Source organism: Embleya sp. NPDC005575 (assembly GCF_040605455.1).
In the GTDB taxonomy this organism is placed as follows: domain Bacteria; phylum Actinomycetota; class Actinomycetes; order Streptomycetales; family Streptomycetaceae; genus Embleya.
The window spans coordinates 1-20,630 of sequence record NZ_JBEXCV010000123.1 but is presented as its reverse complement, the minus strand read 5'-3'; the positions used below and the strand labels follow the sequence as shown (position 1 = coordinate 20,630).

Sequence of the window (20,630 nt, the reverse complement as noted above, 5' to 3'; positions counted from 1 at the left end):
CCTGCCCGGTTCCCGACCCGAACAACAAGCGGACACCCTACGAAATGCCGCTCACGCACCATCCGGCAGGTTGGTCCAACCGCGACCGTCCGCCTTGCCGTACCAACCGCTCGCGGCGGTCGTACCGCCGTCCACCGGGATCAGCTGGCCCGTCACATACGACGATGCGGCACTCGCCAGGAAGAGCACAACCTTCGCGTAGTCCTCGGGTTCGCCGAATCTCGCCATCGGCACCCAGGAACCGATCAGCGCGGGGTCACGATCACGCAATTTCGCCTCGTATGTCGTCTGCGGCGTGTTCGCCATGTCCGGCGCGATCGCATTGACCCGGACGCCCTTGCGCGCCACGTCCACCGCGAGACTCTTCGTGAACGCGATGATCGCCGCGTTGTAGGCGGAGTAGACCGGGCAGCCCGGGATGCCACGCAGCGCCTCCACCGTGGATACGTTCACGATGCTGCCGGAGCCGCGCTCGATCATCTGCGGCAACACCGCGTGCGTGACGCGCAACACATGCTCGAAGTTGATCGCGTGCAGCGCCTGCCACTCCTCCTCCGTGCTGCGCAGGAAGGTGGTCGAGGGCCGATAGTCGCCGACGTTGTTCACGAGTACGTCCGCACCGCCCGCCGCCAGCGCGGCGTCGCGCAACCGGGCCACGGTGGCCGACTCGCGGATGTCGCCGAGCACCACCTCCACCCGGCCGCCGGCCGCCTCGATGTCCAGCCGGGCCTGCTCGGCCCAGTCCGGGTCGATGTCGTTCAAGAGCACCAGCGCCCCCGCGCGGGCCAGCAGCCGGGAGACCCCGCCGCCGATGCCCGCGCCGCCGCCGGTGACGACCGCGACCTGACCGGCGAGGGGTTCGGGATCGAGCATGGGTGGTGCCTCCTCGGCGAATATGACGATGCGTCAGATCTGCGCATGCTCTCCCAGGTCGCTCGCAAGGTCAACGGCGGGACGGGGGGTGAACGATCATTCGGGTCGAGCCGTCGGCAGCGATCGCCTGGGTCGCGACCCACCCCCATTTGCGTTCGAATGGATACGAGAGAGTGTCGGGTCGGCAATGGCCGACCTCACACCGATTCGAGGGGATCACATGGACATCGCGGTCGAGGACGTTCCCGCACAGAACCGCTTCGAGGCCCGGGTCGACGGCGACTTGGCCGGCTTCGCCGAGTACATGACCACCGACACCCTGATCGTGTTCACCCACACCGAGGTGGACCCGAGGTTCGAGGGCAAGGGCGTCGGCAGCGCACTCGTCCGCGAAGCGCTCGATCTGGTGCGCGCCGGCGAGCGCAAGGTTCTGCCGTTGTGCCCGTTCGTCAAGGCGTGGATCGGCAAGCACCCCGACTACTTCGACCTCGTCTACGATGCCCCGCCGAGCACGGTCAAGGACTGACCCGACGAGCGGTCCTCGACCCCGATCCGATCCGATCCGAGTTGATTCACATGAGCACCGCCCGAGGTCCCGACCGAGGCAAGGCGTACCCGGCCGAGGACATCGTCGTCACCTTCGACACCAAACGGTGCCTGCACTCGCTGGAGTGCGTACACGGACTGCCCAAGGCCTTCGACACCGATCGGCGGCCCTGGATCGACCCGGCACGGGCCCCGGCCGAACAGGTCGCGGAGGTGATCCGGCGCTGCCCCAGCGGCGCGCTGCACTACACCCTCACCGGCGGGGCGCCGGAGACGCCGATCCACCCCACCCGGGTGCACGTCGTCGCCGGCGGCCCACTGGTGCTGCACGGCCACATCCAGATCACCATGCCCGACGGCGCACACCTGCACGAGACCCGGGTGGCGCTGTGCCGCTGCGGCGCGACCGGCAACGCGCCGTTCTGCGACGGCAGCGCCGGCTGCAAGTTGACCGGCCGGGACTGGGGGCAACAGGACGCCCCCCGCCACCCGTCTCCGGGACCGCCTGAAACCGGCTCGACCGGGACCACCTGACGGAACCCACCGGCCCCGCCGGCAGCACAACCACCCCAGACCGACACCCCCGTGACCGACGCCGACCTGGTGATCGCCCCGGAGCACCAGCACGTCCAGTACATCCGCCGACACCACCCGCACGGCGCCGCCCGCACCGCGACGCGCAAACGCCTCGTCCGTGACCTGCCCGCCGCCGGCCCCACCGACGAACCCCTGCTGCCCGCCGGCTCGCCCGGCTCGACCTCGCGTCGGTCGAGCTCGAACCGGACTGGGAGGACGTGGTCGACCCGGGCGGCGGCGAGGTCGACGATTTCGTCGCGTGTGCGCACGAACCGGCCGCGCTGATGCACGTTCTGCTCCCTCGGTTGGGCACCCGCGAACCCTCACCGTAGGCTCGACTCCCGTGAACAGCCTGCGCATGATCGACACCTGGCCCGTCGGGAAGGCCGCTGCCGCCGTGATCACCCGGGACGGGGTGGTCAAGGGCGAGCACGGCCCGGTGGACGAGCCGTTCCGACTCGCCTCGGTGACCAAGTTGCTCACCGCGTACGCGGCGCTCGCCGCGATCGAGGAAGGCGCGATCGAGCCCGGGGACGCGGCGGGACCGCCCGGATCCACGATCCGCCACCTCCAGGCGCACACCTCGGGTCTGGCCTTCGACGAGGACCGGGTACTCGCCGGGCCCGGTCGCAAGCGCATCTACTCGAACACCGGCTTCAACCTGCTCGGAGCCACCATCGAGAAGGCGTGCGACATCCCGTTCGGCGAGTACGTGCGCCAGGCGGTCTTCGCGCCGCTGGGCATGACCGAGACCACGATCGGCGACTCCCCCGCGGCCGGCGGCGTATCCACCGTGCGCGACCTGAGCCGATTCGCGGCCGAACTGCTCGCGCCGCGCCTGCTCGCACCGGAGACCGTGCGCGAGGCCACCAGCGTGGTCTTCCCCGGTCTGGACGGCGTACTGCCGGGCTACGGCACCCGGCGGCCCAATGACTGGGGGCTGGGCTTCGAGATCCGCGGCACCAAGTCGCCGCACTGGACCGGGACCACCAACTCGCCCGCGACGTATGGCCACTTCGGCGCGTGCGGCACGTTCTTGTGGGTGGACCCGGAGCTGGACGCGGCCTGTGTGTGCCTGACCGACCGCGAGTTCGGACCGTGGGCCGCCGAGGTGTGGCCGGTGCTGAACGACGCGGTGGCGGCCGAACTGCGCTGATCCGCCGATTCGGCCAACCGGGCGGCCCGGACCGGCAGTTCGCTCCGCGGCACGGGCATCGCGCCGAGTCACTCCTTCGCCCCGCCCGTCCTGCGCCGCCGCGGCGTCGGCGGCGCATACCGTCGAACCGTGTTGTTCTCCGTGCTCGCGGCACTGGCCGCCGCGCTCTGTTACGGCGTCGCGACGGTATTCCAAGCCCTGGGCGCGCGGCGCACCGCGAGCTCGAGCGGGCTCGACCCCAGGGTCTTGGTCCGGGCTCTGGGCCAATGGCCCTTCGTGCTCGGCACCGGACTCGATCTGGCCGGGTACGTCTGCCAGTTCGTCGCGCTGCGCGAGCTGCCGATCTTCGCCGTCGAGGCCGCCCAGTCGGCCAACCTCGCGGTCACCGCGGTGTTGGCCGTCCCGGTCCTGGGCGCCCGGTTGCACAGTCGCGAATGGGGCGCGATCGCCGCCGTCTGCGCGGGCCTGGCCCTGCTCGGCGTCTCCGCGGGGCAGGAGGGGCCCGCGCACACCCACGCCGCGTTCCGCTGGTCGCTCCTGGGCTGCGTGGCGCTGCTCGGCCTGGCCGGGTGGCGCTGCGCGCGCACGAGTGAACCATGGCGCTCACGCCTGCTCGGCCTGCTCTCCGGACTCGGGTTCGGCCTGATCGCATTGGCCACGCGCGTGCTCACCGACCTGTCCCCGTCCGCGCTGATCCGCGACCCCGCGACCTACGCACTGCTCTTCGGCGCCGTACTGACCTTCCTGCTGTACACGGTCGCGCTCCAGGGCGGCGTGGTCACCTCGGTGGCCGCCGCGCTGGTGGTCGGCGAGACCGTACTGCCCGCCGGCGTCGGCCTGGTCTTCCTCGGCGACCACAGCCGCCCCGGCCCGTACGGCCCGCTCGCGCTGACCGGTTTCATCCTGGCCGTGGCCGGCGCCATCGCCCTCTCCCGGTTCGCCGAAGGCGAGACCGAGGACGCCCCCGAGCCCGCCCGGTGAGCCGGACCCGGGTGCCGGGCGACCCGAGACATGCCGACGGCTCCCGCCGACCGCGCGACGGGAGCCGATGCGAAATCTCCGACCACGACCGGACAACGCCCGATCACGGCCCGGTCACTCTTCGGGTTCGATGATCTGGTAATCCAGTTCACCGATCGCGTGCGCCAGTTCGGCCGGTGTGTACACGGCACCGTCGTAGACGAATGCCGGCTCGATCGCGGTCTCGGTCAGCCCCTCGGCGCTGGTGTCGAGCACGACGATGGCCCAGCCGATGACGGGACACAGAACGGCCTGTTCGCCGGCCTTGGTCACCTCGACGTCCCAGCCGGGTTCGGCCGGGGCGAGACTGACGACGCTGCGGCGGGTGTAGCGCATGGCGGGACTCCTCGGCTGCACGGTAACCGGCGTTCGGCACCGGTCCGAACAAGCCTATGGTGCCGGTGTGACGGTTGGGATCACGGGGCGTACGCAGCCGAATCGCCGGCGGTCCCGGACCACCCGGCGCCGACTCGTGCTGCGATCCCGGAGTCGCTCGGGCGAGCCGGGGAAGGAGCCCAGGAATGCCCGCGCCCCCGTGCCTGTTGACAGGCACGTACAGACAGGCATCACGGGGCACGAACGTTTGGGAGGACGCATGGCCACGGTCGCACTGACCAAGGAGAACTTCGAAGAGGTCGTATCCGGCGACGGGCTGACCGTGCTCGACTTCTGGGCATCGTGGTGCGGACCCTGCCGGTCGTTCGCACCGACCTTCGAAAAGGTCTCGGAGGCGACCCCCGACGTGGTGTTCGCCAAGGTGGATACCGAGGCGGAAACCGACCTCGCGCAGGCGTTCTCGATCCAGTCCATCCCGACCGTGATGCTGGTCCGGGACGGCGTCGTGGTGTTCTCGCAGCCGGGCGCCCTCCCGGAGGCCGCGCTCGTCGACCTGATCAAGCAGGCACAGGGGCTGGACATGGACGAGGTCAAGCGCAAGATCGCCGCCCAGGGCTGACCACTTGCGCCCCGGATGAGGCCGCACACGCCCGGAAGCCCGTCGGACCGATGTCCGACGGGCTTCCGTGTCGCCTGCTCCAGGTAACCGAGTTGTTGAACCGGGTTACCGAACCGCCTTGCCACACAACCACGATGAGGCGGTCGAGAGGGGCCCATCCACTTCTCGTGGATCCTGATTGCGCGGTGCGCGGCCCGACCTCGACCGCTCCTCCGCGTCTATCCGTATCGGACCCCTCTCGTTCCCTCAAGTAGAACTCCACGACCGCGAACTTGCAAAAGTTGCTGTACACGGGCCTGCGGCCACGGAGCGGACGAGCACACGAGGCTCGGTACAGCCGGCAGGGCCACACGAAGCGCAGGCACCATTCACCGCCCTAGCGCCCCCGGTCCTCCCGCCGGCCACCCCGGGGGTGTGGCCCGGCTTCCGCGCAGATGGGACCGTAGTGTGGCGATCTCCTCCCGTAGGCCCTCGGCCAGCGTCCGGGACTGCGGGTCCGCGCGGGGGATTCGGGTGGCCACGAGGGCGAGTTGGGCATTCTCGATCTCCCCGATCAGCACCCGCGCCGGTCGCGGACGGGGACCGCTGCGGGCCTGTCGGCGACCGTGACGATGCGGCAGCAACTCGGCTTCCTCCGGCCGGATCGCGCCGGTTGCCGCCTCCTCGGCGGCCACCTCGCGAAACCGGGCCAGGTAGTGCCGGCGTGCGGTTCGGTAGACCAGCAGCGCGATCACCAGGTTCGCGGCGACCTTCAGCACCGTGCCGCGCCATCCGGGCAGGAAGGGCGCGTTGAAGAGCCAGTGCATGCCCATCGCCGTCACCCAGCAGCCGAGCGCGACCGCCACCCGCCGGCCGAGCGGCCGACCGTCGCGGGCGACCAGGTAGCCGATACCGGTGCCGGCCACCGCGCTCATCGCCCAGTGCGAACCCCACCCGGTGATCCCCACCCGCGCCACGAACGACGCGTCGACGGACGTACCGGGATCGGTCGCGCCGTCCAGCAGGATGGTGTTCAGCGCGTACAGCAGGTTCTCCATCACCTGGAAGCCCAGGCCGACCAGGGCCCCGTACACCCAGCCGTCGATCGGCGCGCGGATCGCGCGCGAGACGATCAGCGCGAGCATGAGCACGCCGCACAGCTTGAGCGTCTCCTCGTTGAACGGCGCGGTCGAGGAGGCACCCCATGTGTCGGCGAAGTCGACGCCCCGGGTCTTCGCCCAGATCCCGCCGAGACCGCTGTTGGCCAGGATCGCGCAGCCGGTCGCGGCGGTCGCTCCCCAGCCGACGCACATCAGCGAGGTCGCGTGCGCAGGCGCGACGACCGGTCGGAACCAGCGGGGCAGCAGGTAGCCGACGGCGAGGGTGAGCAGGAGCAGGAAGCCCGCGAGCGCGGCCGCCGCCGGAAACACCCGGACCAGGTCGTGGTAGGCGTAACCGATCACACCGAGGCCGAACAGGCACGCGAGCAGTGCCACCGTCACAGCGACCGTCGCGAAGCGCTCGCCGGCCGGCCGGACCCCAAAAGCGCTCACGCGGCCTCCTCGGTGAACGTCAGCGACCGCATCACGTCCCGTACCGGCAACCATTCCGGGTCGGTGGTGTCCGGCGGCGCGAGCGCGATCAGCCGGATCGCGAAAGCGTCCTCGGGGCCGGGATAGATCACCGCCTGCCCGGTGTCACCGTCCCGGGTCAGCGGGCCGACCATGCCCTGTGCCCCGGCGTCGGCCATCAGCGGGCCCGGCGGCCCGAGTCGGGCGTGCCGGTCGCCGACCCGGACCGTTTCGCGCAGCCCGCTCCACAGCGCGTCCGCGTCCTCGGGCCGGGGCAGCGAGATGTACGCGATCGACAGGTCCACGTCGCCGTGCCGCATCACGAACACCCGGGAGGGCGTGGTCGCCGCCCGGTCCAACGTCCAACCGGAGCCGACCCGAAACCACGCGCGATGGTGCTCGTCCGGCCCGACCCGGAACACGGTGCCCGCCGTGATCCGCTTGTCGCCGGCGATCCACGACCCGATCAGCGGCCACCCGCCGGCAAGCAGCACCAAGACGGCGGCAACCGCAAGCGGCCCCCACCAACGAGCCCGCCGCGGCCCGGAGCGGATGCGGGCGTCGGTCATGTCTCCAACGTCCGACGAACCCCCGGATCCCGCCCGACGAACATCGGCCGTCGGGCGGAATCGGTCCCTCGAAAGGGTTGGCCGGCCCGGCCGCGTGGTTACGCCTCGCCGCCGAACCCGACCTCGATCACAGGCCGAACTCGACCGGCGCGAGGTCGAGCGCGAAGCACGCGTCCCGCACGACGGCCTGCTCGGTCTTGTCGAACTGGCCGTCGGCGCCGCCGATGACGATGCCGATCTGGATCACCGCTCGCGCCTCGGTCGGCTTCTTCTTGACCTTGGCGATGTCCTGGAGCACGGACACCTTGCCCAACTCGAAGTCGGCGGTGAGCTTGGCCAGGTACGCCTCGAAGCGCTGCTCCAGGTCACTCGCGGCGAAGTTGCGCAGCACGTCGTTCGTGGTGATCAGCGCGGTGACCCGCTGCCGCTCGGCCGGATCGATGGAGCCGTCGGCCGCGGCCACCAGCGCGCAGATCGCCATGCTCGCGTCCCGGAAACCACCGCTCTTCAACTCGTTCTTCTTCGCCTCCAGCTGCCCCTGCATCGTCTGGGCCGACTGCTTGAACTTGTCCCACAGAGCCATCGGAGTCCCCTGTCTCGCGCACACGCACGCACGCTTCGAGCCATTGATCTACAGACCCGTAGAAGATACCTCTCCTCCACGGCGGTTGCAGAATCCATTCGGCAAGCCACGCTCGACCCGGCACTCGACGGGTGTCCGAAACCGTCGACAGGGCAGCGTCGAGATCGATGTTGACCTCAAGCTCACTTGAATTCCTACGGTGTTTCCACCAGCGATCATTCCCAGGGGGCATCACAGATGACGATCCAGCACACCTCCGACGCCGAACTCGCCGCCCAGCCGGCCGCGTACTGGACCGGGGTGGCCTACGAGGCCCTCATCTCCTTCACCCGAGCCCGACAGGCCGAACTCGGCTTCACCCAGCCCCAGTACTGGCTGCTGCGCAACCTGTCGAAGAACGACATCTCCCCCGACGGCCACGGCATGACCATCCCCGAACTCCGGCAGGCCATGAGCTCTTACCTCAGGCCGGAAGACGACCTGAGGGCGGAGGCGAACGTCCTGCTGGAGCGCGGTTGGCTCACCGAGGACACCAGGGGACGTCTGTGGATCGCCGAGTCGGGCGAACAGGCTCGTGTCGATCTCAAGGAGCACGCCCCGGCGATCCGGGCCCGCATCCACGAGGGCATCGACGACGCCGACTACGTCACCACGCTGAAGGTGCTCCAGCGGATGATCCGGAACACCGGTGGCACCCTGGTCTAGGCGCATTACCCACGGAGGTCGGTGACGCGGCGGCGGGCGGTCCTCCCGATCGCACCGGTGCCGCGTCACACCCCGCGCAGCGTCGTGGCGAAGGTGCGGTTCAGGGTGTCGGTCGAGGCGAATTCGAGGGTGCCGTCGGCCGCGATCGACAGGAGCGCGTCGTTGCGGGCGCAGAAGCCGGAGCTGTCCGGTCGAATACCGCCGCCCAGCACGATCCGTCCCCTGGCGTACTCCTTCAGGCTCATCGGCGTCTCACACATCACCGCGCCATATGCGTTCATATAGGTGACCCGGCCCACCAGGTCCCCGACCTGGCCCCTGCTCAGCGTGACCGCGACCTTGAGGGGCACCCCGAGATCCGGGGGCATCGGGAACAAACCCTCCCACTTGTGCGCGAACTCGACCGGCAGTTGCGCCGGAGTCGACGACAGGTTCTTCGCCGCCGGCTTGTCCTTCTTCCCCAACCCCACGGTCGCGTACAGCGCGCCGGCCGTCATACCCGCGCCGAGCAGGAGGACAAGCGGGTACTTCCACCACAATCCGCGTCGCCTCCCGGTCTGCCGCGCCACCGCGGCATCCGCCGACTCGGGGTCGAGCCGGGTCTCCTGCGCCTGCGCCACGCGCGTGGGCTCCGCGCCCGCGATCCGGGTCGGCGCGAGGTCGTCGGCCGGTACCGGTTCGGTCTCGATCTCCAGCAGGTCCACCGCCCGCCGGGCCATCGTCTCCACCACGCCGCCGGGCAGCCAGCCGGGCCCGAACAACACGCGCGGATTCGCCTCGGGGGCGAGCGCCGCGACGATCTGCTCCGGGGTCGGACGCAGGTCCGGGTCCTTTTGCAGGCACGCCTCGATCACCAGACGCATCGAGTAGGGCACCCGGGACAGGTTCGGCTCATGGCCGATCACCCGGTACATGTGCGCCTGGTCGTTGCCCTCGCCGAACGGTCCGACCCCGGTCGCCGCGTGCACGAGCACCGAACCCAGCGAGAACACGTCGCCGGCCGGGCCGACCTCCCGGCCGTCGGCCTGCTCCGGCGACATGAACGCGGGCGACCCGACGGATACCCCGGTGGTGGTCAGCGCGGTGGCATCGGCGGCTCGGGCGATGCCGAAGTCGATCAGTCGCGGGCCGTCCAGGGTGAGCAACACGTTGGAGGGTTTGAGGTCGCGGTGCACCAGTCCGGCCTCGTGCACGGTCGCCAGCGCTGCGGCGAGCCCGGCACCCAGGGCCCGTACCGCCTCTTCGGACAACGGCCCGTGCGTACGGACCGCCTCGTGCAGCGACGGTCCGGCGACGAACCGGGTGACCAGCCACGGTCGGGCCGCATCCGGATCGGCGTCGAGCACCGCCGCGGTCCACGGCCCGGTCACCCGCCGACCCGCCTCCACCTCACGGCGAAACCGCACCCGGAACTCCGCGTCGTCGGCCAATTCGGATCGAATCACCTTGACCGCGACAAAGCTCCCGCGCACGGAGCGGCCGAGGTAGACCCGCCCCATCCCGCCGGAGCCGAGTTGCCGCAGCAGGCGATAGCCGCCCACCTCGACGGGTTCCTCCAACACTGTCACCCGCACACCACACCCCCGTAGGAGCCGGGACACCCGCCCGAACTCCCGCCTCGAACAATACGATCGCCCGAGATCCCCGGTGATGACGCATCGCCGCGGCGACCGTCGGGACGATCCGGCCCGGTCGGCCGCTGCTCCACCGAACGAGACGCCGGTGCGGGGTGATCGGTTCAGGGTGATCCGGCGTCGGGAGCCGGTCCGGCGGGCGAGGCTCAGCTCGCCAGAGCGCTCTTGGCCTTCCACTGGTCGTAGCTCGACTGCCAGTTGCCGAAGCCGTTGCCGGGCGCGGTGGCCTCGGTGTTGGACGAACCCTTGACCACGACCGGGTCGCCGACCTGGACCCGGTTGTAGAACCACTCGGCGTCGGCGACGGTCATCCCGACGCAGCCGTGGCTGGTGTTGGCGACGCCGATGTTGGCGGTGTTCCACGCTGCCGAGTGGAAGAAGGTGCCGGAGGAGGTGAAGTGCACCACCCACGGGACGTCCGGGAGTTTGTAGCTGTCGCCGAGGCCGACCGTGGTCGAGTCGAGCGTTTCCTTGGCGTTCTTGTTCAGGATCACGTGCGTGCCGCCGCGGGTGGGGAACTCGCTCGAACCGGCCGACATCTTGATCGTCTTGACCGGTACGCCGTCCTCGATCACGGTCAGCCGGTGCTTGGGCACGTCCACCTCGACGACCCGGTTCGTGCCGACCGTGAAGGTGCTCTCGTAGTCGCGGGTGAAGTACGCGCCCGGGGCACCGGCCACGCCCGCCAGGTTCGCGTTCAGGGTGATCTTCGTGCCGCTCGGCCAGAACTCGCGCGGCCGCCAGTCGACCCGGTCCTTGCCGGACTGGTCCTTGGTCCAGCCCCACGAGCCCTCGACGTTCGGGGCGGTGGTGACCTTGAGGTTGCGCTCGACCTCGGCCTTGTCCTGGATCGGGTAATCGAACATCACCGACACCGGCTGGCCGACGCCGAACGTGCCGCCGTTGGCCGGTCGCAGTGTGACCTTGTTCACGACGTCGGCCTTGAGCGTGCCGAACCTGCCGGCCACGGAGGTGTTTTCCACGCCCTTCTTGTCGCGCGTCGTGGCGGTCACCGTGTAGGCCGCGCCCGGCACGGTCCGCGTGGTCGAGGTCCAGGTACGGCCGTCCGGCGCCACCGAGCCCTCGATCGCCCGGTTCTGCGCGTCCACGACACGCACCGAGGCCAGCGTCCCGGAGTCCGCGGTCACCGTAACCGGCTTGCCCGGCACGATCCCCTGGGCGCCGTCCGCCGGATCCACGCTCACCCGCGCCGGTGTGTCCTTCGCCTCATTCTTGCCCGAGCCCGAATTCTCCTGCGCCGCGTCCGATTTCGCCGCCTTGTCGGCCCCTCCCGAGCCGCAGCCCGCGAGCAGTACGGCAGCCGCGACCAACGGCAGCGCAACCACACGAAGCCCCTTGCGGGAGCCGGATATCAGGGGCTTTCGCACGTGCTGACCTCACGAACTTGAACGACCGGGAATCGTTCAACAGTAACAATGCGGATCAATTCCCCATGCCCGCGCGCGATGTGACGGTGTCGACACCGCTTCGACGCAACCGAGCGCGCCACACGACGCGAAGCCGCGCCCGGGAAAGAAATCCCGGACGCGGCTTCGGAGTTGGCGATCGCTCGCGATACGTCCGCCGGTCGACCGGCGGACGGCGGCTACGCGGCTGCGGTGCGCCGGCGCGGGGTGCCGCCGCCGGCGGTGGAACCACCGGTACGGGTCGAGGAGGCACCGGCCGCAGCGGACGGACGACGTCCGGTACCGCTGCCGCCACCCTGGCCGGGACGACGACCGCGACCGCGGCCGCCGGCCGAGCCGCCGCGACGCGGGGTCTCGGAGATCGGCGAGGAGATCACGACCGGGACGCCCGAGGGCACCTGCGCGCCGGTGACCCGGGTGAGCTCCTCGTCACCCGAGCGGACCTGGATGGTCGACGCCTCGATGCCGGCGATCATCATCAGACGGGCCATCTCCCGGCGCTGGTTCGGCGTGACCAGCGTCACGACGCTGCCCGACTCGCCGGCGCGCGCGGTACGACCGCCGCGGTGCAGGTAGTCCTTGTGGTCGGTCGGCGGGTCGATGTTGACGACCAGGTCCAGACCGTCCACGTGGATCCCGCGCGCCGCGACGTTGGTCGCGATCAGCGCGGTGACGTGCCCGCTCTTGAACTGCTCCAGGGTGCGGGTGCGCTGCGGCTGCGACTTGCCGCCGTGCAGCGCCGCGGCGCGGACGCCGCTCTGCAACATCTGGCGGGTGAGCCGGTCCACCGCGTGCTTGGTGTCCATGAACATGATCACCCGGCCCTCACGCGCCGCGATGTGCGTCGCGGCGGTGTGCTTGTCGGCCTCGGTCACGTGCAGCACGTGGTGCTCCATCGTGGTGACCGCGCCCTGCGAGGGGTCGACCGAGTGCACGACCGGGTCGGACAGGAAGCGCTTGACCAGGCGGTCGACGTTGCGGTCGAGCGTGGCCGAGAACAACATCCGCTGGCCGTCCGGCTGCACCTGGTCGAGCAGCGCGGTGACCTGCGGCATGAAGCCCATGTCGGCCATCTGGTCGGCCTCGTCGAGCACCGTGATGCCGACCGCGTCCAGCCGCGCGTCGCCGCGGTCGATCAGGTCCTTGAGTCGGCCCGGGGTGGCCACCACGACCTCGGCGCCGTTGCGCAGCGAGCTGGCCTGGCGGCCGATCGACATGCCGCCGACGACCGTGGTCATCCGCAGCTGGACCGAGTTGGCGTACGGCATCAGCGCGTCGGTGACCTGCTGCGCGAGTTCGCGGGTGGGCACCAGGACCAGCGCGAGCGGCTGCTTGCTCTCGGCCCGCCGACCGGCGATCCGGGCGAGCAGCGCGAGACCGAACGCGAGCGTCTTGCCCGAGCCGGTCCGACCGCGACCGAGCACGTCCCGGCCGACCAGCGCGTTGGGCAGCGTGGCCGCCTGGATCGGGAACGGCTCGGTGACACCCTGACGGGTGAGCGCGGACAGCAGCGGCTTGGGCATGTCCAACTCGGCGAACGAGCCCACAGCGGGCAGCGACGGCGTGGTGCTGACCGGCAGCGCGAACTCGGCCACCGGACCCGCGGTCATCGGCTTGCGACGGTTGCCCGACGGGGCGCCGCCGCGGCCTCGGCCGCCACCGGAGCCGCCGCCGTAGCCGCCGCTGCGGCCGCCGGCGCTGCCGCCGGTGCGGCTGTATCGGTCGTTGGAGCGGGGGGTGCGATTCATGGAGAACCTTCCTCGATGCGGCGCGTATCGAGGACGTCTCCGCGGCATGACGCCGCACAAGGAGTCGCAAGAACGAGCCGGACTAGCTGAAAAAAGAACCGACGTGGTGACTCGGGTCACTCGCGTCGAGATAGTGCGCAACGGTCGGGCGCCTGCCGAAGAGCGGCGGCCGATGTGCCGGACCGTGCGAGGCCGCGCGACGAGGTCGCGTCGGGCAGGGTCCTGATCGGCGGACATGTGGCATCCGCCTGGGGTGGTGCACCGTGGCCTTCCCGGTCGGAAGGACCGCCGCCCCGAAGGGGCCGCCGGCCACGGGAAGGGCCCGCACCTTGCGGCGCGGGCCCTCGCTGCGCGGCCGAGGCCACGCCCATGAGACAGGTCAGACGATGTTGATGTTCTCCGCCTGCGGGCCCTTCTGGCCCTGCGTGACGTCGAAGGAGACCTTCTGGCCCTCCTGCAGCTCACGGAAGCCCTGAGCGTTGATGTTCGAGTAGTGGGCGAAGACGTCGGGGCCGCCACCGTCCTGCTCGATGAAGCCGAAGCCCTTTTCGCCGTTGAACCACTTCACGGTGCCAGTAGCCACGTATCTTCCCCTTCGGGGCAGTACCGGGATCTCGCACCCTGCGAGACCCGAATCGTTGCTGATTACCCCGCCCGGAGTTGGACACCGGAAAAACAAAAGTGCACCTGTTGGCTACAACCAGCAGGCGCACAGAAAATTCCATGGGAACCACAGCAGCAATTAACGTTAGCACGCCGGACGACCCGGCCGGCGGGATCTCCTCGATCCCGTGCCGGCCGCGCGCTCGGACACCGGGTGCGACCATGGACGCTCCGCCGGTCCCCCGGCCGACCTCCCAGCCTCCCGAAGGGTTCGCGTGTCCTCCTCCGACTTCCCCGCGTCCGACGACTCGGCCCAGCCGATCTCCCTCTCCGCCATCGGCACCCCCCTCACGCTGGAGGACGTCAGCGCGACCAGCGGTTGCGGCGACGGGTGCGGGTGCGCGGGCGGCGGCATCGACATCGACGCCGATCTGCTCGACGCGTTCGTCACCGAGCAGGTGCTGGTCCGCCTCGAAACCGAGCCGGCCTTCGTCGCCCGGTCCATCGCGGCGCTCGCCGCGGGTGACGACCTCGACGCCGAACTGGCCGAGGAGATCGAGGAGTTGGAATCCGACCCGGTGCTGCTCCTGGACGTGCTCGGGGCCACCCGCGAGACGCTGCCGGACATGGAGTCCGACGCCGTGGTGCTGCTCTTCCGCTACGTCATCGACCACGTGGCGCTCGGCCCGGAGGAACTGCCGCTGGAGGAGCGCGTGCAGATCGAGTGGCGGGTGCCGCCGGTTCAGGCCTGACCCGAACGCGCCCCGCCCGGCTGCGCCGTCCCGTTCCCGGCGACCTCCGGGAGCACGTCCGCGGCCGGCGGGAGCGCGGCGCCGGCAGGCACCTGCCGCGACGCCGGCCGCAGCCGCCCCGAGAACAGGAATCCGGACCCGAGGCCGATCAGCGCCGCCGAGACGTGCCCGATCGTGGTGAAGTCCGGAAGATCGCCGAACCACTGCGCGGACGAGAACGGGTACAGCAGGCACGCGAGCGCCCACCAGGGCCGCAGCCACCCGGGCAGCAGTGGCGTGACCGCCGCTATGGCCGCCATCGAGGCGTAACTCACCCCGTAGTCGAGCGTGTACCGGGTGTCCGGTGGATAGGTGCCGTCGTCGATCGCCACGATCAGCACCACCGCTGTGACGAGCGTCGCACCCACGTGTCCGAGCACCGTGACGCCGACCGCCCGCAGCGTGCCGACCCGGTGCTCCAGGAACGCCATGCACACCCCGAGCCCGAACCCGATGGTCAGCACATTGCCGAACAGGGTGCCGTGCACGTCCGCGACCATCAGGCTGCCCGCCATCGCGCGCACCGGGTGGTGGTGCAGGTTGTCGAGGTTCGTGCTGATCTCGTCCAGGAGTCGATCGGCGGCGGTCTCGGACATGAGTCGGCCGACCACGACCCCGGTGATCGCGAGCAGGATCAGCACGGCGAACGTCGCGGGGCTGCGTCGCGGATATCCGACGAGGCCGCGCAGGTGGCTCGCGGGGTTCCGACTCACGGTGCGACTCTCCTTGTGCCGGCGCGGGGACGCGGCGCGAAACCACCATGCTGCATCACGAAGCCGGGTCGCCGCGGCCCGGCCCGGATCCGAGACGGCGCACGATTCGGTGGGCGCCGAAACGACCGCCACCTACCGTCGTGTTCGAGAGCGCGTCCGCCACCGGTGAACGCTTCAAAAGCGGCCGACCCGGGCCGCCGGCACAGAGGGGTCCACGCGATGTCGGATACACGTCTTCGCCCGGCGACCGGCGTCGATCGGCGCGCCGTCGCGGCGGCCGCCGTCACGGTCGTCTTCTGGGCGTCCGCGTTCGTGTCCATCCGCAGCGCGGGCGCGCACTTCGCGCCCGGAGCGCTGGCCCTGGGGCGGATGCTCGCCGGTTCGCTGGTGCTCGGTGCGATCGTGCTGGTCCGCCGCGAGGGTTTCCCGCCGCGCGCCGCGTGGCCCGGCATCGTGCTCTCCGGCGTACTGTGGTTCGGCGTGTACATGGCGGTGCTGAACTGGGGCGAACGCAAGGTGGACGCGGGCACCGCGGCGATGGTGGTCAACATCGGCCCGATCGCGATCGCGCTGCTCGGCGGCTGGTTGCTCAAGGAGGGCTTCGCACCGCGCCTGCTGGCCGGCATCGGCGTCTCGTTCGCGGGCGCGGTCGTGGTGGGCGTCTCGATGTCCGACGGCGGCGGGGCCCCACTGCTGGGCGTGGGTCTGTGCGTGCTCGCCGCGCTGTCCTACGCGGCCGGCGTGGTCGCGCAAAAGCCCGCGCTGCGGCACGCCTCCGCGCTCCAGGTCACCGCGTACGGCTGCTTCATCGGGATGCTGTGCTGCCTGCCGTTCGCCGGGCAACTGGTCGAGCAGAGCGCCGACGCGCCGCTGTCGGCCACGCTCGACGTGATCTACCTGGGCGTCTTTCCCACCGCGCTGGGCTTCACCACCTGGGCGTACGCGCTGGCCCGCACCACCGCGGGCAAGATGGGCAGCACCACCTACGCGGTGCCGGCCATCGTGGTGCTGCTCGCCTGGGTGTTCCTGAGCGAGGTGCCCGGCCCGCTCACGTTCGTCGGCGGCGCGCTGTGCCTGGCCGGCGTCGCGGTCTCCCGGGGCGGTGCCCGCCGGCCGGTCGTCGAGCCCGACCCGAAGGCCACCGATCGGCCGCCCGTGCGGCAGGATCTCCCCGGACGGTGACGGGGACGAGGGAGATGTCGTGACAGCGGTGGGTCGGATCCTGGCGGATCGGTACGAGCTTGTCGAACAGCGCGGTCGCGGTGGACTCGGTCGGGTGTGGGCCGCACGCGACCTCACCGACTCCCGCGATGTCGCGGTCAAGCTGCTGCACGGGCCGCCCGACGAGGAGGCCGCGACGCTGTTCGTGCGTGAGGCGCGGACCGCCGCGACCCTGGCCCATCCGGGCCTGGTCGCCGTCCTCGACGTCGGGCAGGACACCGACGGCACGCCGTTCCTGGTCACCGAGTTGCTCACCGGCCGCGACCTGCGGGCGACGCTGCGCGCGGGCCTGCCCGAACCGGCGAGCGTGTCGGCATGGGCGGCCCAGATCTGCGCCGCGCTCGAGCACGCGCACCGGGCCGGTCTGGTGCACGGCGACCTCAAGCCCGCCGATCTGGTCGTGTGCGAGGACGGCCGGGTGCGGGTGCTCGACCTCGGCCTGGCCGGGCACCTCGCGGCGGTCGCCGCGGCCGGCACGCGCCTGCTGGGCACGCTTGCCTACACCTCGCCGGAGCGGCTGCGCGGGCGGCCCGCCGAGCCGCGCTCGGACCTGTACGCACTGGGCTGTGTGCTCTACGAACTACTCACCGGAACCCCGCCGTTCGGCACCGGCGACGCCGCCGCAACGGTGTACGCCCAGCTCGAATCGATCCCGGAGCCTCCCGAGCGGCGCCGCGCGGACGTGCCGCCGCAGCTGAGCCGGCTGGTCCTGGACCTGTTGGCGAAGGACCCCGCACAGCGCCCGGCCGACGCGGCCTCGGTCGCCGCGCGGCTGACCGAGACTCCCCCGCCGGCCTCGGCGGACCGCCCCCGGCCGCCCGCCGCACCACCGCTGATGCCGGCCCCGGCCGCCCCCTCGCAGCCCCCGCTCGGCCCGCCGCCCTTCCCGGCTCCGTTCCCGGGCTTCATCGCGGCGTCCGGCCCGGCGTCCGGCCCGGCGTCCGTCGAGGACGACGAGGCGCAACTGCGCCGGGCGGCGGCGGCCGGCGATCCGGACGCCGCCGTACAACTCGCCTACCACCTCGCGGACACCGGCCGCGAGAGCGAGGCCGAGGCGCTGTACCGCGAGGCGCTGGCCCGCAACCACCCGGAGGCCGCGAACGATCTCGCCGACCTGCTCGCGGCTCACCACCGAACCGGCGAGGCCGAGGAGTTGTATCGCCACGCGTTGGCGCAGGGCCACCCGGACGCCGCGAACAACCTGGGCCGGCTGCTGGTGCGGCTCGGCCGGGCGCCGGAGGCCGAGATGCTCTTCCGACACGCCTCGGCGCACGGTCACGACGACGCGGCGAACAACCTCGGTCTGCTCCTGGCCGGCTCCGGCCGCCCGGACGAGGCCGAGCAGTTGTTCCGGCACGCCTATGCGCAGGGCCACCCCGAGGCCGCGGTCAACCTGGCCGGGTTGCTGGGCGCGCGCGGCCGGCTGAAGGAGGCGGAGAAGCTCTACCGCCGCGCGTTCACCGAGGGCCACCCGGACGCCGCGATAGGCCTCGCCGGCGTGCTGGAGCGCCGCGGCCGCGCCCGCGAGGCGGAGGACATGTACCGCCGTGCCCTGGCCGAGGGTCACCCCGCGGCGGCCGGTCAACTCGCCCGTTTTCTCGACGCCCACGGCCGCGGGCAGGAAGCGATGTGGCTGCGCTCGTAGCACCCGCGTGCCGGCGGGCCGGACCGGGCAGGGCCTGGGTCCGGCCCGCCGGTGGGCGCCGCCGTCAGTCCGCGAAGACCTCGCGGAGCTTGGCCTCCTGGTCGCCGGACAGGTTGCTGCGCACCAGTTCGGCCTGAGCCCCGCCGAACGCCTCGTGTACCCGATCCACCACCGCGTTCGAGGTCATCACGAACAGCGCGGAGGTGCCGGGGGTGATCTGCTGCCGCACCTCGGCGACGAAGTCGTCGTCGATGCCGACATCGCTCATGCTGCCGCCGAGCGCGCCCGCCGCGGCTCCGATCGCCGCGCCCAGCAGCGGCACGAAGAAGATCAGGCCGAAGAGCATCCCCCAGAAGGTGCCGGACAGCGCGCCGATCCCGGTGAGACTGTTCAACTGCTTCGTCTTGGGCTTCCTGGCATCCGCGGGCCACGACACCACGGCCGCGTCGTGCACTTGGACGAGTTCCTGCTTCTGCAGCGCGAGCAGCGTCTGCTCGGCGTCGGCGGCGCCGTGCACGGTGGGGAACTTCCAGACGGTGAGCGTGGACACGAAACGACCTCCGACATCGATCCGGACAAGACACCGACAGTCCGCCACACACGAGACCCGTCGGGTCCGTGCGTGGCGGACTGTCTGCCGCTACGCCATCGGTTCGTCGCGCTCGGCGTCCCGGCGGTGTGTGCCGGCGCCGGTGCGGCGTCCTTCGTCCCGGGCCTGCCATTCGGAGGCGGTCTCGTCCGAGTAGTAGCCCTTGGCGGCGTCCCAGCGCACGGTCAGCGCGAACAGGACCACCAGGTCGAGCGCGATCACGATGGTGGACCAAACCGGGTGCGCGGCCAGGAAGCCGATCTCGCCGATGATGTTCAGCATCACCAGGAACGTACCGACCACACGGGCCCAGGTCGCGCCGGTGAGCAGTCCCCCGCCGACGAGCACTTGCAACCCGCCGAAGACCAGCAGGATGACGCCCCATGTGTTGTAGTTCCACACCAGGAGGTCACCCGAACGGGTGACGAAGTACCCGTCCGAGAACAGTGCCGTAAACCCCTGGAAGAGGTTGAGGACACCCAGGACGAGCAGGGTGCATCCGGCGAAAGCCACCCACCCGGACCAAGCGCTCGACCTGCGGGTTGTGCTGTTCATGGCCTACTCCCAACCCCGGCCGGGCGGCCGGGAAGGTCTTGCCTCGTACCGATCGCCTGCCGTCGCGGAGGATCCGCGACCTTGCGAGTCGGTGTTCTCGCACTTTGACATGTCCTGTAATATTTTGCACCTTTTCTCGAATCGGAGTAGATACGCGGATTTGATGGAACCCGCCCCGGGACACCTGGTCACGAGCGGGGAGGACGACATCGATGTCCGAGTCAGCATCCGAATCGGGCGAGCGGGTCCGGGGCCGGCACCGGTTGCGGCTCGCCCTGGCGTGCGTGCTGGTGGCCTTGGCCTGCGTCCTCACCCCGGTCGCGGTGACGGCCGCTTGGGCGGACGACGAGGTCGGCGACACCGATCGTTTCGTCGCCACGCTGGCGCCGCTGTCCTCGAACCCGTCCGTCCAGGCCGAGGTCGCCGATCGGGTGGCCGAGGCCGTCGCGCGGGCAGTGAACGTGGCGGGGCTGACCGACGCGCTGCGCGAGGCGCTCGGGCTGGATCCGAACAACGGGTCGGGTCCGGCCTCCGGAGCGATCCAGGGCCTGTTGACCGGCGTGGCCGATCAGGCCGCGCGCGCGTTCGTCACGACCGACGCGTTCGCTGTCGTGTGGCGCGACGCGCTCCGGGTCGCACACGAGTCCGCGGTGCGCGCGCTGGAGGGCAAGGACGACGCCGCAGTGACCTCGTCCGGCGGCGAGGTGGTGCTGGACCTGGGTCCGATGGTCGACCGGGTCCGGCAGAGTCTGGTGGGCCAGGGCTTCTCGATCGCGACGAACATCCCGAGCACCGAACACCGGTTCGTGCTGCTGCACCGCAACGGGCTACGCAAGGGGCAGGACGCGTTCCGCTATCTGAACACCGCGGGCACCTGGCTGCCGGTCGTGGTGGTGCTGCTCTTCGTCGTGGGCGTATGCGTCGCACCGCGTCGCCGTGCGGTGATCATGTGGGCGGCGCTGGGCACTCTGCTCGCCCTGCTCGTGCTCGCGATCGGGCTCGTCGTCGCCCGCCGCTACTACCTGGACGAGTTGCCGCCGGAGATCTCCCGGGACGCGGGTGCGGCGATCTTCGACGCGCTGGTGCGGTTCCTGCGCGAGACCACCCGCACGCTGGCGGTCGTCGCCGCCGCGATCGCCGTCGCCGCCTTCCTGGCCGGCCCGGCGCGGCC

The 20,630-nt window shown here is 71.0% G+C and carries 23 protein-coding genes; 11 read left to right on the top strand and 12 right to left on the bottom strand.

The window, feature by feature from the left end:
* Positions 1 to 51 precede the first annotated feature (51 nt).
* On the bottom strand, positions 52 to 873 hold the full coding sequence (locus tag ABZS54_RS31240) for an SDR family NAD(P)-dependent oxidoreductase (RefSeq protein ID WP_355543578.1): 822 nt from the start codon (positions 871 to 873) through the stop codon (positions 52 to 54).
* 220 nt (positions 874 to 1,093) lie between these two features.
* Between ABZS54_RS31240 and ABZS54_RS31235 the strand changes: the two genes are divergently transcribed.
* The 5 genes from ABZS54_RS31235 to ABZS54_RS31215 all read left to right on the top strand — a co-directional run bounded on the left by ABZS54_RS31235 (position 1,094) and on the right by ABZS54_RS31215 (position 4,132).
* Positions 1,094 to 1,399, top strand: a complete 306-nt coding sequence (locus ABZS54_RS31235) for a GNAT family N-acetyltransferase (protein ID WP_355543575.1) — start codon at positions 1,094 to 1,096, stop codon at positions 1,397 to 1,399.
* Positions 1,400 to 1,449: 50 nt separating this feature from the next.
* Positions 1,450 to 1,953, top strand: coding sequence for a (4Fe-4S)-binding protein (locus ABZS54_RS31230; protein WP_355543572.1), 504 nt, complete (start codon positions 1,450 to 1,452; stop codon positions 1,951 to 1,953).
* 51 nt (positions 1,954 to 2,004) lie between these two features.
* On the top strand, positions 2,005 to 2,280 hold the full coding sequence (locus ABZS54_RS31225; RefSeq protein WP_355543569.1) for a hypothetical protein: 276 nt from the start codon (positions 2,005 to 2,007) through the stop codon (positions 2,278 to 2,280).
* A gap of 58 nt (positions 2,281 to 2,338) precedes the next feature.
* Entirely contained in the window at positions 2,339 to 3,151 is an 813-nt protein-coding gene (locus tag ABZS54_RS31220) for a serine hydrolase domain-containing protein (protein WP_020554671.1), read from the top strand.
* 129 nt (positions 3,152 to 3,280) lie between these two features.
* Entirely contained in the window at positions 3,281 to 4,132 is an 852-nt protein-coding gene (locus tag ABZS54_RS31215; protein WP_355543566.1) for a hypothetical protein, read from the top strand.
* Positions 4,133 to 4,246: 114 nt separating this feature from the next.
* Here the strand turns inward: ABZS54_RS31215 and ABZS54_RS31210 are convergent, their stop codons facing one another.
* Positions 4,247 to 4,507, bottom strand: coding sequence for a hypothetical protein (locus ABZS54_RS31210; RefSeq protein WP_355543563.1), 261 nt, complete (start codon positions 4,505 to 4,507; stop codon positions 4,247 to 4,249).
* A 259-nt stretch (positions 4,508 to 4,766) separates the two neighbouring features.
* On the opposite strand from ABZS54_RS31210, the gene trxA reads away from it, so the two are divergent.
* Positions 4,767 to 5,126 carry a thioredoxin gene (trxA, locus tag ABZS54_RS31205; protein ID WP_020554668.1) on the top strand — a complete coding sequence of 120 codons (360 nt, stop codon included), beginning with the start codon at positions 4,767 to 4,769 and terminating at the stop codon, positions 5,124 to 5,126.
* A 368-nt stretch (positions 5,127 to 5,494) separates the two neighbouring features.
* On the opposite strand, the gene ABZS54_RS31200 is transcribed toward trxA, so the two are convergent.
* From ABZS54_RS31200 to ABZS54_RS31190, 3 genes are all read right to left on the bottom strand, one after another.
* A complete protein-coding gene (locus tag ABZS54_RS31200; protein WP_355543560.1) occupies positions 5,495 to 6,658 on the bottom strand; it encodes a PrsW family intramembrane metalloprotease in 1,164 nt (387 codons plus the stop codon).
* Positions 6,655 to 7,245 carry a hypothetical protein gene (locus ABZS54_RS31195; protein WP_355543557.1) on the bottom strand — a complete coding sequence of 197 codons (591 nt, stop codon included), beginning with the start codon at positions 7,243 to 7,245 and terminating at the stop codon, positions 6,655 to 6,657. The genes ABZS54_RS31200 and ABZS54_RS31195 overlap by 4 nt, the downstream gene beginning before the upstream one ends.
* A gap of 127 nt (positions 7,246 to 7,372) precedes the next feature.
* Positions 7,373 to 7,828, bottom strand: coding sequence for a tellurite resistance TerB family protein (locus tag ABZS54_RS31190; RefSeq protein WP_355543554.1), 456 nt, complete (start codon positions 7,826 to 7,828; stop codon positions 7,373 to 7,375).
* A gap of 237 nt (positions 7,829 to 8,065) precedes the next feature.
* On the opposite strand from ABZS54_RS31190, the gene ABZS54_RS31185 reads away from it, so the two are divergent.
* A complete protein-coding gene (locus ABZS54_RS31185) occupies positions 8,066 to 8,533 on the top strand; it encodes a MarR family transcriptional regulator (RefSeq protein WP_355543551.1) in 468 nt (155 codons plus the stop codon).
* 65 nt (positions 8,534 to 8,598) lie between these two features.
* On the opposite strand, the gene ABZS54_RS31180 is transcribed toward ABZS54_RS31185, so the two are convergent.
* The 4 genes from ABZS54_RS31180 to ABZS54_RS31165 all read right to left on the bottom strand — a co-directional run bounded on the left by ABZS54_RS31180 (position 8,599) and on the right by ABZS54_RS31165 (position 13,925).
* Positions 8,599 to 10,101 carry a serine/threonine-protein kinase gene (locus ABZS54_RS31180; protein WP_355543548.1) on the bottom strand — a complete coding sequence of 501 codons (1,503 nt, stop codon included), beginning with the start codon at positions 10,099 to 10,101 and terminating at the stop codon, positions 8,599 to 8,601.
* Positions 10,102 to 10,313: 212 nt separating this feature from the next.
* A complete protein-coding gene (locus ABZS54_RS31175; protein ID WP_355543546.1) occupies positions 10,314 to 11,555 on the bottom strand; it encodes an Ig-like domain-containing protein in 1,242 nt (413 codons plus the stop codon).
* Between the two features lie 218 nt (positions 11,556 to 11,773).
* Complete coding sequence (locus ABZS54_RS31170; RefSeq protein ID WP_355543541.1) at positions 11,774 to 13,342, bottom strand: DEAD/DEAH box helicase; 1,569 nt, start codon at positions 13,340 to 13,342, stop codon at positions 11,774 to 11,776.
* A 379-nt stretch (positions 13,343 to 13,721) separates the two neighbouring features.
* Complete coding sequence (locus ABZS54_RS31165; RefSeq protein WP_020554660.1) at positions 13,722 to 13,925, bottom strand: cold-shock protein; 204 nt, start codon at positions 13,923 to 13,925, stop codon at positions 13,722 to 13,724.
* 295 nt (positions 13,926 to 14,220) lie between these two features.
* Between ABZS54_RS31165 and ABZS54_RS31160 the strand changes: the two genes are divergently transcribed.
* A complete protein-coding gene (locus tag ABZS54_RS31160) occupies positions 14,221 to 14,697 on the top strand; it encodes a hypothetical protein (RefSeq protein ID WP_355543538.1) in 477 nt (158 codons plus the stop codon).
* On the opposite strand, the gene ABZS54_RS31155 is transcribed toward ABZS54_RS31160, so the two are convergent.
* On the bottom strand, positions 14,688 to 15,449 hold the full coding sequence (locus tag ABZS54_RS31155; protein ID WP_355543535.1) for a rhomboid-like protein: 762 nt from the start codon (positions 15,447 to 15,449) through the stop codon (positions 14,688 to 14,690). The two genes, ABZS54_RS31160 and ABZS54_RS31155, sit on opposite strands and share 10 nt — an antisense overlap.
* Positions 15,450 to 15,668: 219 nt before the next feature.
* Here ABZS54_RS31155 and ABZS54_RS31150 point away from each other — a divergent pair, with 219 nt between their 5' ends.
* Together ABZS54_RS31150 and ABZS54_RS31145 are read left to right on the top strand one after the other, a co-directional pair.
* Positions 15,669 to 16,631, top strand: a complete 963-nt coding sequence (locus ABZS54_RS31150) for a DMT family transporter (RefSeq protein ID WP_355543532.1) — start codon at positions 15,669 to 15,671, stop codon at positions 16,629 to 16,631.
* A 19-nt stretch (positions 16,632 to 16,650) separates the two neighbouring features.
* Complete coding sequence (locus tag ABZS54_RS31145; protein ID WP_355543529.1) at positions 16,651 to 18,315, top strand: serine/threonine-protein kinase; 1,665 nt, start codon at positions 16,651 to 16,653, stop codon at positions 18,313 to 18,315.
* Between the two features lie 64 nt (positions 18,316 to 18,379).
* On the opposite strand, the gene ABZS54_RS31140 is transcribed toward ABZS54_RS31145, so the two are convergent.
* Both ABZS54_RS31140 and ABZS54_RS31135 read right to left on the bottom strand, forming a co-directional pair.
* On the bottom strand, positions 18,380 to 18,865 hold the full coding sequence (locus ABZS54_RS31140; protein ID WP_355543526.1) for a DUF1269 domain-containing protein: 486 nt from the start codon (positions 18,863 to 18,865) through the stop codon (positions 18,380 to 18,382).
* Positions 18,866 to 18,955: 90 nt separating this feature from the next.
* The gene (locus ABZS54_RS31135) at positions 18,956 to 19,459 is read right to left on the bottom strand and encodes a hypothetical protein (RefSeq protein WP_355543523.1); all 504 of its coding nucleotides are present in this window, start codon (positions 19,457 to 19,459) and stop codon (positions 18,956 to 18,958) included.
* 212 nt (positions 19,460 to 19,671) lie between these two features.
* Here ABZS54_RS31135 and ABZS54_RS31130 point away from each other — a divergent pair.
* Positions 19,672 to 20,630: hypothetical protein (locus ABZS54_RS31130; RefSeq protein ID WP_355543520.1), on the top strand; the 959-nt coding region annotated here is incomplete at its 3' end.